At 44.0% G+C, this 10,586-nt stretch carries 8 protein-coding genes, 11 tRNA genes, 1 riboswitch and 1 other annotated feature; of the genes, 16 read left to right on the top strand and 3 right to left on the bottom strand.

The window, feature by feature from the left end; translation table 11 throughout:
* Window positions 1–79 precede the first annotated feature (79 nt).
* The 12 genes from GM612_RS10605 (at window position 80) to GM612_RS10550 (ending at window position 2,104) form a co-directional block, all read left to right on the top strand.
* Window positions 80–171: transfer RNA gene (locus GM612_RS10605), tRNA-Ser, on the top strand.
* Between the two features lie 16 nt (window positions 172–187).
* A tRNA-Glu gene (locus GM612_RS10600) sits at window positions 188–259 on the top strand.
* 41 nt (window positions 260–300) lie between these two features.
* A tRNA-Val gene (locus tag GM612_RS10595) sits at window positions 301–373 on the top strand.
* Window positions 374–380: 7 nt separating this feature from the next.
* Window positions 381–454, top strand: a tRNA-Asp gene (locus GM612_RS10590).
* A 36-nt stretch (window positions 455–490) separates the two neighbouring features.
* A tRNA-Phe gene (locus GM612_RS10585) sits at window positions 491–563 on the top strand.
* A 5-nt stretch (window positions 564–568) separates the two neighbouring features.
* A tRNA-Tyr gene (locus GM612_RS10580) sits at window positions 569–654 on the top strand.
* 1 nt (window position 655) lies between these two features.
* Window positions 656–726, top strand: a tRNA-Trp gene (locus GM612_RS10575).
* 13 nt (window positions 727–739) lie between these two features.
* Window positions 740–814, top strand: a tRNA-His gene (locus GM612_RS10570).
* Window positions 815–823: 9 nt separating this feature from the next.
* Window positions 824–895: transfer RNA gene (locus tag GM612_RS10565), tRNA-Gln, on the top strand.
* A 30-nt stretch (window positions 896–925) separates the two neighbouring features.
* Window positions 926–996, top strand: a tRNA-Cys gene (locus GM612_RS10560).
* Window positions 997–1,045: 49 nt separating this feature from the next.
* A tRNA-Leu gene (locus tag GM612_RS10555) sits at window positions 1,046–1,130 on the top strand.
* 563 nt (window positions 1,131–1,693) lie between these two features.
* Window positions 1,694–2,104 (top strand): hypothetical protein, encoded by a 411-nt coding sequence (locus GM612_RS10550; protein WP_155432327.1) that lies wholly within the window; start codon window positions 1,694–1,696, stop codon window positions 2,102–2,104.
* Between the two features lie 48 nt (window positions 2,105–2,152).
* Here GM612_RS10550 and GM612_RS10545 read toward each other — a convergent pair whose 3' ends face one another.
* Together GM612_RS10545 and GM612_RS10540 are read right to left on the bottom strand one after the other, a co-directional pair.
* Window positions 2,153–2,512 (bottom strand): hypothetical protein, encoded by a 360-nt coding sequence (locus tag GM612_RS10545; protein WP_155432326.1) that lies wholly within the window; start codon window positions 2,510–2,512, stop codon window positions 2,153–2,155.
* 95 nt (window positions 2,513–2,607) lie between these two features.
* Window positions 2,608–3,327 (bottom strand): hypothetical protein, encoded by a 720-nt coding sequence (locus GM612_RS10540; protein WP_155432325.1) that lies wholly within the window; start codon window positions 3,325–3,327, stop codon window positions 2,608–2,610.
* A gap of 123 nt (window positions 3,328–3,450) precedes the next feature.
* Window positions 3,451–3,545, top strand: a riboswitch (SMK box riboswitch).
* On the opposite strand from GM612_RS10540, the gene metK reads away from it, so the two are divergent.
* The 3 genes from metK (at window position 3,543) to GM612_RS10525 (ending at window position 6,713) form a co-directional block, all read left to right on the top strand.
* A complete protein-coding gene (gene metK, locus GM612_RS10535) occupies window positions 3,543–4,748 on the top strand; it encodes a methionine adenosyltransferase (protein ID WP_155432324.1) in 1,206 nt (401 codons plus the stop codon). Its footprint overlaps the riboswitch before it by 3 nt.
* Window positions 4,749–4,872: 124 nt before the next feature.
* Window positions 4,873–6,348, top strand: a complete 1,476-nt coding sequence (locus GM612_RS10530) for an MDR family MFS transporter (RefSeq protein WP_155432323.1) — start codon at window positions 4,873–4,875, stop codon at window positions 6,346–6,348.
* A 59-nt stretch (window positions 6,349–6,407) separates the two neighbouring features.
* Window positions 6,408–6,713 carry a DUF960 domain-containing protein gene (locus GM612_RS10525; RefSeq protein ID WP_343031891.1) on the top strand — a complete coding sequence of 102 codons (306 nt, stop codon included), beginning with the start codon at window positions 6,408–6,410 and terminating at the stop codon, window positions 6,711–6,713.
* Window positions 6,714–6,808: 95 nt separating this feature from the next.
* Here GM612_RS10525 and mnmM read toward each other — a convergent pair whose 3' ends face one another.
* Entirely contained in the window at window positions 6,809–7,375 is a 567-nt protein-coding gene (gene mnmM / locus GM612_RS10520; RefSeq protein WP_155432321.1) for a tRNA 5-(aminomethyl)-2-thiouridylate-methyltransferase MnmM, read from the bottom strand.
* Between the two features lie 334 nt (window positions 7,376–7,709).
* Window positions 7,710–7,912, top strand: a binding site (T-box leader).
* Window positions 7,913–7,981: 69 nt separating this feature from the next.
* Between mnmM and leuS the strand changes: the two genes are divergently transcribed.
* Window positions 7,982–10,405 (top strand): leucine--tRNA ligase, encoded by a 2,424-nt coding sequence (leuS, locus tag GM612_RS10515; protein WP_155432320.1) that lies wholly within the window; start codon window positions 7,982–7,984, stop codon window positions 10,403–10,405.
* The last annotated feature ends 181 nt before the right edge of the window (window positions 10,406–10,586 follow it).

Here is a 10,586-nt window from a genome sequence, read left to right as displayed (position 1 = left end):
GAATATAGCCGGCAAACTTAGTTGTTGGGGTAACTCTTGGGTTAACGTTTGTCCTCGATGACTATGTCGGGGTTATTTTGGAGAGTTGTCCGAGTTGGCCGAAGGAGCACCACTGGAAATGGTGTAAACGGGTAAAAGCCTGTTTCGAGGGTTCGAATCCCTCACTCTCCGTTCAACAACTTATTATGACCCGTTGGTCAAGTGGTTAAGACACCGCCCTTTCACGGCGGTAACATGGGTTCGAATCCCGTACGGGTCATTGATCAAGTCATTGATTATATTTGTATATGTTATCATCATGGAGGATTAGCTCAGTTGGGAGAGCGTCTGCCTTACAAGCAGAGGGTCACAGGTTCGAGCCCTGTATCCTCCATTTAGATGGTCCGTTGGTCTAGCTGGTTAGGACGCCTGCCTGTCACGCAGGAGATCACGAGTTCGAGTCTCGTACGGACCGTTGTTAATTAAAAAATTAGCAAGGCAACACATACATGGCTCGGTAGCTCAGTCGGTAGAGCAACGGATTGAAGCTCCGTGTGTCGGCGGTTCGATTCCGTCCCGCGCCATTTATGGATGGGTAGCGAAGTCTGGCTAAACGCGGCGGACTGTAAATCCGCTCCTTCGGGTTCGGTGGTTCGAATCCACTCCCATCCACCATAGGGATATAGTATAACGGTAGTACATCGGTCTCCAAAACCGCTAGTGCGGGTTCGATTCCTGCTATCCCTGTTTTAGTATGATGGCGGTATTGGTGAAGTTTGGTTAACACACCGGATTGTGGTTCCGGCACGCGTGGGTTCGAGTCCCACATACCGCCCTTGATGATTGGGTTATAGCCAAGTGGTAAGGCAACGGACTTTGACTTCGTCATGCGCTGGTTCGAATCCAGCTAACCCAGTTTGGGTGGCCCATTGCATCATGTGATTATGGCGGTATAGCCAAGTGGTAAGGCAGAGGTCTGCAAAACCTTCATCGTCGGTTCGAATCCGATTACCGCCTTTCCCGATACAATGGGATTGACTATTTAGCTCAATATCAATAATAAATTGCCGGAGTGGCGGAACTGGCAGACGCGCTGGACTCAAAATCCAGTGTCCGTTGAGGACGTGTGGGTTCGAACCCCACCTCCGGTATCATCCTGAGGATCAAGCAAAGGCTTGATCCTTTTTTTGGACTCACAGACAACTGGAGTCACATCAGTTGAAAATAGAATAAATTCTGTCCATAATACTTTGATCCTTAGATTATAGTCACGATTTAGTCGTTAGACAGTGGGGACCCCCAAAAAGCCAGGACCTTCGTAAACAGAATTTAGATTGTTAGACTAGGTAAGCTAAACTGAATACTGATTTATCTGAATGATTTTCACTCACTGCTGTTTCAGTCTTTATTATTAATAATGTTCAAGATGAAAACGATTATAGATAGAAAGCAAGTTGATTGTATCAGCTTTCAAAGTATAAGGAGGATATTAGTTGGTAAATGATTTTAGTCACTTTCAATAAACTAGACTTCATTTTGACATTAGGCGCTCGTGAACTAAACCATTTACTGAGTTGGTTTTTAATCAGACTAAAAATTCAAAAAATTTTAGTTGTCTATACCAATAGAACATGTTATACTTTGCGTGCAATCTAATTGCATTGACATAGAGAGATTGATTACTGCTTTTGTGCACAAAATAGGAGGTTGCACTATGCTCTTCGGTGAGGTTACACTGAAAGAACTAATTGATTCATATCTCGATCTGAGGCACACTAGTAAGAAGTTTTTAAGAGAAGCTAACCAAATTGATGTTATTTTACGGCTTCGAGATTTTACCCATGATCATCCCATTGAGTTGCGGAATGAGCGGTTGCAACAGGCTGAGCAATTATTGATTGGGAATGGAAACGCAACTATTGAAATCATTTATCAGGGAACTGACCTGAAAGCATTTCATGCGTTCGACATTTCAAAACGTCGTTGTCTGCCAAAGTATTTTGTTGGTTGGATTGGCAATAAAAAAGTCCAAAAAGACGAATTTATGGTCCATCTAGAAGAAAAATTAAGACGAATGATTCAACCGCAAGTTAATTGCGTAATTTTTCCTGGATTATTCGTTTAGTAAATTAAAAGGGCTGGTACAAAACAGATGATGTTTTGACCAGCCTTTTTATTGTTGTTGATTTAAATTCGATTGCTGCTGTGACAAGATTTCTTGATAACAGTCAGAAGGATCAGCATGGAGCAAATCCTGATGCTTAACGGGTAAAAAATTCAATGATTGCAGCCCCTTGTCCGGCAGTGTATTAATGATATTAGCATCAATCAGGTACAAATCCTCAGAAGGCGCATACAGTGGCTCAAACTCGTGTTCAATTTGAATTTTCGTGTTAATTTTATGGTTTGACAGCCATTTTGATAATTTTGTACAAAATTGCGTGAGGAGCGCCGTATCAACAATCCGATTTCCTGTCAATGCGGGCTGATACTTTCCCGTCCAAATATCTCCCACAACTTTAATTTCTTTCATTGCCAAGCCTCCCTAATGTCTGAGATTCCTTTTTTATATTAAGTCATAGTTCTAACAATAAAAGAATTAATCGGGAAGTTTTAGAAACTTTTAATCTATCGGGCAATGATGAAGATGCAAGCTTGTAGTAATGCCGCGATTAATAATCCTCTGGACTCTGATGGCCGCCAAATGTTTTGGATCACATACCAACCACCGAGCAATACTAAACTAACAACAGTTAACGTTAAAGAACGACGAGAATAAAGCAGCCAAACGAGAGTTAAGCAAGCAACTACGGCTGGAATCAAACGCGTTTGGTATGATTTTGGGGGAAGGAAAAAATACAGGTACACTAGTAATGGCAAAATCATTGTTGTCAGATAAACTGAGGACAAGTAATCGTGACGCAACAGAAAGTTACCAGCAGCTAAACTAGCTAGCATCAAGGCTAATAGTGCCATTCCAAGTTCATTATTGAACCATTTGGGTAGGTAGCGAATCAGACACAAAACAACTAGTGCTAAAATGTTAATGACATTGACTAAGCTGGGCAATTTGAACATGCTGACTGCCACGATGATCATTGTGAACAACAACAATATTGGGGCGGTGATACTGGTCGCAGTGGTTGTCCGCATGATGTACAAACAGCTAAATAACAAGAACGTTGAGAATGCCAGTAACATCAATGGTAGCTGTTGAGGTTTCGTATACGATTCAAAAGAATTTGCATTTGCATATAATAATAGGCCGCTCATTTCCACCATACCGAATAAAAAAGCCTGCAATAACCGACGATGGTGGACGATGAACGCTTCAATGATTTCCAACATAGATGATAAGTTCCTTTTTTGTGATACAACTAGCTTACCATTTTCACAAACTTGGTCAACTCCTAATGTTGAGAGCAATTATTCCCGCTATCTTTCTATCGCAGAAAAATTGTGGTAAAATATTGGAGTTATGAGTCTTCATTCCCGATAGGATTCACTAGCTTGACTTAGTGAAGATGCCTTGTAACCGAAAAATGAATTGGGGGAATTATCAAATGCAAGAAAGACATTTATTTACTTCTGAATCAGTTTCTGAAGGACATCCTGACAAAATTGCTGACCAAATTAGTGATGCAATTTTGGATGCTATGCTGGAACAGGATCCAGATGCCCGTGTGGCCTGTGAAACCTCGGTGACTACCGGCTTAGTACTGGTTTTTGGTGAAATTTCAACCACTGCCTACGTTGATATCCAACACGTGGTTCGCGAAACCATTAAAGAAATTGGTTATACAGATGGCAAGTATGGCTTTGACGGCGATAACTGTGCCGTTCTCGTTGCCATTGACGAACAATCACCCGATATTGCACAGGGTGTGGATGACGCACTTGAAATGCGGGATGGTGAGACGGATCCACTGGATCAGATTGGTGCCGGTGATCAAGGGTTGATGTTCGGCTACGCGATTGACGAAACGCCAGAACTGATGCCATTAGCAATCTCACTTGCTCATCAACTAATGCGTCGGATCGCCAAGGTTCGAAAAGAAAACATTTTGGATTATCTTGGTCCGGATGCGAAGTCCGAGGTCACGGTTGAATACGATGAAAATGATAAACCGGTTCGTGTTGATACGGTCGTTCTCAGTACTCAACACGCAGCATCAGTTTCATTGGATACGATTCGCCATGATGTGATTGAAAAAGTCATTAAACCAGTGATCCCAGAACATTTATTAGATGATGACACACGTTATCTGATTAATCCGACTGGCCGCTTCGTGATTGGCGGTCCTCAAGGTGATGCTGGGCTGACTGGTCGGAAAGTCATCGTTGATACTTACGGTGGCTATGCCCACCATGGTGGTGGTGCCTTTTCTGGTAAGGACGCGACTAAGGTTGACCGTTCAGCTAGTTACGCTGCTCGTTATATTGCAAAGAACATTGTGGCTGCCGGCTTGGCTCATCAAGTTGAAGTTCAATTGGCCTATGCGATTGGCGTGGCGCAACCGGTTTCGGTGTCTGTGGATACTTTCGGTACCGGTAAAGTTTCTGAGTCTGCTTTGACGGCAGCAATTCGAGAAATTTTCGACTTGCGCCCAGCAGGAATCATTAAGATGCTTGATCTGAAGCGTCCAATCTACAAGCAAACTGCTGTCTATGGGCATTTTGGCCGAACCGACATTGATTTACCATGGGAGCACACAGATAAGGTTGACGCCTTAAAAGAAGCCCTTAGTAATCACGCGGTTAACCATTAAACATTGAACTAGAATTTAATTAATAACGATCAACTTTCGGGTTGGTCGTTATTTTTCGGCGAGAGTGATCTGACTCTCAAACTGCGCTTGGGGGAGTGGGCCAGCGCGAAACGAGGAATAGTATATGTCTTCAAGAAAAACAAATGTCCCGTTAGTCACAGGGGCCATTTTTATCGCGACTTTTATGAGTGCAATCGAAGGGACAATCGTCTCCACTGCGATGCCCACAATTGTTGGTGATCTTAGTGGCGTTGCGTTAATGAACTGGGTCTTTTCAATTTTTTTGCTGACCAATGCAATGGCGACGCCGATCTACGGCAAGTTGTCTGATATGTTTGGTCGTAAGCGGTTATTTCTGTTCGGTCTAGCTGTATTTATCATTGGCTCGACCCTTTCCGGCATGTCTAACAGCATGACCGAGCTGATTATTTGGCGAGCAGTTCAAGGGATTGGTGCGGGGTCAATTATGCCGATCTCATTTACCATTATTGCCGACATTTATCCCTTTGAGAAGCGGGCTAAGGTCATGGGCTTTAATGGGTCAGCGTGGGGGATCGCGTCCATTGTGGCACCACTTCTAGGTGGTTTTATCGTTGATCAACTTTCCTGGCACTGGATCTTCTTTATTAACATTCCAGTCGGTTTACTGGCCATGGCAGGAATCTGGATCTTCTTAAAGGAAAAACCGCGTTCAAGTGGTAAATCACTTGATTTATTGGGTAGTGGGTTATTATCATTAGCTTTATTGGCTTTGATGTACGGTTTTCAGGTGCTTGGCGATGCCACAATCAACTGGCTGGTCTTAGGGGTCAGTCTAGTAATTGCCACCGTTAGCTTTTGGGCCTTTATGCGGCACGAAAGTCATACAGAGAACCCGATTATTCCGCTGGCACTTTTCAAACAGCCAACCTTTGTCACTCAGAATATGGTGGCATTACTGATCAGTGGGTTTTTAATGGGCTTTGAAGTGTACCTGCCAACTTGGACTCAGGGACTACTGGGATTACCTGCCTCACTAGCTGGATTTGCCATTACGCCCAGTTCCTTAATGTGGATCGTGGGTTCGTTTATAGCTGGAAAGTTATTATTAAACCGGACACCGAAACAGATTATCAATTTCAGCTTGACCTTCATTCTAATTGGTGGGTTAGCTATGGCGTTGGCACCACAGTCGACAGCCTTTTTCTGGTTTTTCATCATAGCCGCAATCTGTGGAACCGGTTTTGGAATCACTATCACCACCACGACAGTGACAGTGCAAAATCAGGTGCCCGCTGACGACGTCGGTGTAGCCACGTCGCTGAATACCTTGGGCCGGACGCTGGGGCAGACACTCATGATCTCAGTTTTTGGAATCATTATGAACGTCCGGATGGCTCACGGGGTCGCCACCCATAAGGGGACAACAATGGCGATGATGAATCAGTTGATCAATCCGCAAACGGCCAAGCACTTGGCCCCGTCACTGCTCAAGCCATTACGTGCGATTTTATATAACGGTCTTCACTGGATCTTCATGGTCGCCTTACTGTTGATCATCCTAAGCTATCTCATCAACTGGCTAGACCGGTCATCTGGCCAAGCAAGGCCTAAAGCCTGATATTTTATACTAAATGCAGTATACTTGTTAACAGAAAACAGGAAAGCGAGACGATCAACGTGTTTGAAAATAATCGTCCTAGATTCGCTAGTTACGGCATCGTTAACTCGTTGCCAGGCGAAATTATTGACCAAGTTTGGTACATCATTGACAACGATCTTCAGGGAATGTTCCCTTTAAAAGAGATGATCGGTTTTAATTTAACTAACCACGGCAATCACCTGACTTTTGATTTTTTGGAGGGTGATAAAACGGTGGCTAGTTTTGATACCCCGTTTCCGTACGCGGAGACTTTTCCATCTTCATTATGGGTATACGATGATGGCAGCAGTCAAATTGTACTGCTGCCTAAAGAAGACATGTAACTTTACTGACCACAGCGGGTCACTATTCACGATCAAAGAACACCATGGTTTCTCAAATGAAACTCATGGTGTTTTTTGGTTGCTTGAACGGGAGATTATCGTTTTTGTACGGCAAGTAAAAACGGTGGCTGGTGAATTTGGTTGATAAAGCCATACTGCAGGACTTGGAATTGATGTTGGTCTAAAGCTTTTACAGCATCTAGGACCGCGTCTTTTTCTGCTTCACCACCTGGGTGGCCATAGTAGACCACCAAGGCGACGATACCACCTTTCCGTAAGTGTTTCAGACAGGCTTTCAGGGCGATGATCGTCGTTGGCCCATGAGTAATGACCTGTTTATCGCTTCCAGGCAGGTAGCCAAGGTTGAAAATGGCTGCGGCAATTTCTGTCTCAGGCTTTAAATACCGTTCGATATTTTCGTGGCCGTCGTGGATCAATTGCACTCGTTTTGCTAGTCCGGTTAAAACTAATTGCGTCTGAGTGGCTTTAAGGGCTTGTTGCTGTACATCAAAAGCCAGCACGTGGCCGGTTGGTCCAACGCAGATGGCTAAAAACAGTGTGTCGTTACCGTTGCCCATAGTAGCATCCACAACGGTGTCACCGTTTGCAATGACGTTGTTCAGTAGCGTGTGACTGTACCTAAGAGCTGATTGCAGATTCATCGTGTGATCCCTTCTTTTTATAGGCTGGTTTCATTATAGCTTTTTAGGGTTAGGTGAGGGCAGTTTAGGTATTTTTATCGTTTTTTCCCGAAGCGGAAAATGGTAAAAGGTTTATTTGGGACTCTTTTTAATCCTCCTTTAAAACTTCCACTAAGCATACCTAGTCATTTTAGGGGTCTTAAACATTGAATTGGGCACACAAGTTATCACCGAAAATGCACTTCAAAGCCCAGTCTCTTTTTTTAAATTTGACTTAGATGAGTCCTTGAACACCTTATTTATCGCCTTGTAATTTTTCCTAAAATTTGGTACGATAATGACACTGAACTAAAAATTAAAGACTGATGAGGACTATTAGGTGCGGCTTGCCGTTCAGAAAGCGAATGGTTGTTGTGAATTTGTCGGCTTCGTACCGAACTCGTCTCTGAGTTTTTCAACCGAACTGAAGTAAGTTGGAACGTGATTTCGCGTTACGAAATAATGAGCGCCCGCATAATCGGGAATGTTAGGTGGTACCGCGGAAATTCCGTCCTACAAGAAAACACGTTTTTCTTGTAGGCTTTTTTAGTTTTCAGTTCGTTGACATAAGAAAGGGAGCGTATTTGTTTGGCATACAATCACAGTATTATTGAACGAAAATGGCAACATTATTGGAAAGAACACAAAACTTTCAAGACTTACGATGATCAATCAAAGCCCAAGTTTTATGCCCTCGATATGTTCCCATATCCATCAGGACAAGGCTTGCACGTTGGTCACCCAGAAGGCTATACCGCAACTGATATTGTTGCGCGGATGAAGCGGATGCAAGGCTTCAATGTTTTACATCCAATGGGCTGGGATGCCTTTGGTTTACCCGCAGAACAATATGCATTGAAGACTGGTCATAACCCCCGTGACTTCACTAATCAAAACATCAAGACCTTTAAACGACAAATTAAATCACTAGGCTTTTCGTACGATTGGGATCGCGAAGTTAATACGACTGACCCTAGCTACTATAAGTGGACCCAATGGATCTTTGAAAAGCTATACGAAAAAGGTTTAGCTTACGAAGATAAGATCATGGTCAACTGGGCCCCTGATTTTATGGGTGGTACCGTTGTGGCTAACGAAGAGGTTGTGGACGGCAAGACTGAACGTGGTGGTTATCCAGTATATCGTGTGCCAATGACGCAATGGGTACTGCGCATCACAAAGTATGCAGATCGTTTGCTTAGTGATCTGGATGATCTTGACTGGCCTGAAAGCATCAAAGAACAGCAACGTAACTGGATCGGTCGTTCTGAGGGTGCCAGCGTCTTCTTCAAGGTTGCTGGCCACGAAGATAAGTCGATCGAAGTTTACACGACTCGACCAGACACCTTGTTTGGTGCTTCATACATGGTTTTGGCACCGGAACATGAAATTGTGGATGAAATCACAACACCGGAACATACTGCTGAAGTTGCCCAATATAAAAAAGAAATCGCTAGCCGTTCTGATTTGGAACGGACGGATCTGAATAAGAATAAAACCGGTGTCTTTACCGGTGCTTATGGGATTAACCCGATCAACGGTGAAAAGTTGCCAATCTGGATCGGTGATTACGTTTTGGCTTCTTACGGGACTGGTGCGATCATGGCTGTTCCTGCTCATGATGACCGGGATTATGAATTTGCCAAAAAATTCCACTTACCAATTAAGCCCGTTATTGAAGGGGGCGACATTGACTCGGCCGCCTTCACGGAGGACGGTCCGCATATCAATTCCGGTTTTTTGAACGGAATGGATAAGGATACCGCCATTAAAGCTGCTATCGACTGGCTTGAAGAACATGATGCTGGTAAGAAGAAGGTCAATTATCGGTTACGTGATTGGATCTTCTCACGCCAACGTTACTGGGGCGAACCGATTCCCGTGATTCACTGGGAAGACGGTGAAACAACCTTGGTACCAGAAGATGAATTACCACTGCGGCTACCGGCTACCAAGCAACTGGAACCTTCCGGAACCGGTGAAAGTCCACTGGCAAACCTGGATGACTGGGTCAATGTTGTGGATAAGAACGGACGTAAAGGGAAACGTGAGACAAACACCATGCCACAATGGGCTGGGAGTTCGTGGTACTTCCTGCGCTATGTCGATCCTCACAATGACAAGATGGTTGCCGACCCCGAAAAGCTGAAATACTGGATGCCAGTTGACTTGTACATTGGTGGTGCAGAACACGCCGTACTGCATTTGCTATACGCACGATTCTGGCATAAATTCCTCTATGATATTGGCGTGGTCCCGACAAAGGAACCATTCCAGAAACTGGTCAATCAAGGGATGATCCTTGGGACCAACCACGAAAAGATGTCCAAGTCAAAGGGCAACGTGATCAACCCAGATGAAATCGTAGATAAATACGGTGCGGATACGTTGCGTGTCTATGAGATGTTTATGGGGCCACTAGATGCTTCTAAACCGTGGAGTACAGAAGGAATCGCAGGCGCACATCGTTGGCTCGACCGGGTATGGCGGCTGATTATTGACGACAATAACCATTTGCGTGACCGGGTCACAACGATCAACGATGGTCAATTGGACTTGATTTATAACCAAACTGTCAAGACGGTCACTGAAGACATGACCGAACTGCGCTTTAACGTGGCGATTTCTCAAATGATGGTCTTTGTTAACGAAGCCTTTAAAGTCGACAGTTTGCCACTAGTTTACATGGAAGGCCTCGTCAAGATGCTGTCACCGATTGCACCGCACATCGCTGAAGAGCTGTGGTCATTGATGGGTCACGATAACACGATCACTTACGCTCAGTGGCCAACTTACGATGCTAGCAAACTGGTCGTCGATGAAGTTGAAATGGCTGTTCAAGTTAACGGTAAAGTGCGCGGTCACATTAAAGTGGCGACTAAGGCAGAAAAAGATGAGATTCAAGCTGCGGCCCTAGCTGATGAAACCGTTAAACAACACATTGATGGTCACGACGTTAAGAAGATCATCGTTGTGCCTAAGAAGATCGTTAACATTGTAGTTGCAGAATAAAACGAGTTAAGAATGAGTGGTTCTTAACGTCACATGAAAAATAAGCTAAGCTTTCGGGTGGTCGGAGCTAGCTTATTTTTTTGGACTTTTTTACGACAAAGATGATATTCAAAACGTTTGCCTGATGAAATGATTAAGTTGTTGGGAATTTTCTTGACTGAATTTATTACCGTCTTTAAAA

It is taken from the genome of Secundilactobacillus folii (genome assembly GCF_009720675.1).
Taxonomy (GTDB): Bacteria; Bacillota; Bacilli; order Lactobacillales; family Lactobacillaceae; genus Secundilactobacillus; species Secundilactobacillus folii.
This window is presented reverse-complemented; position numbering and strand designations above follow the sequence as displayed.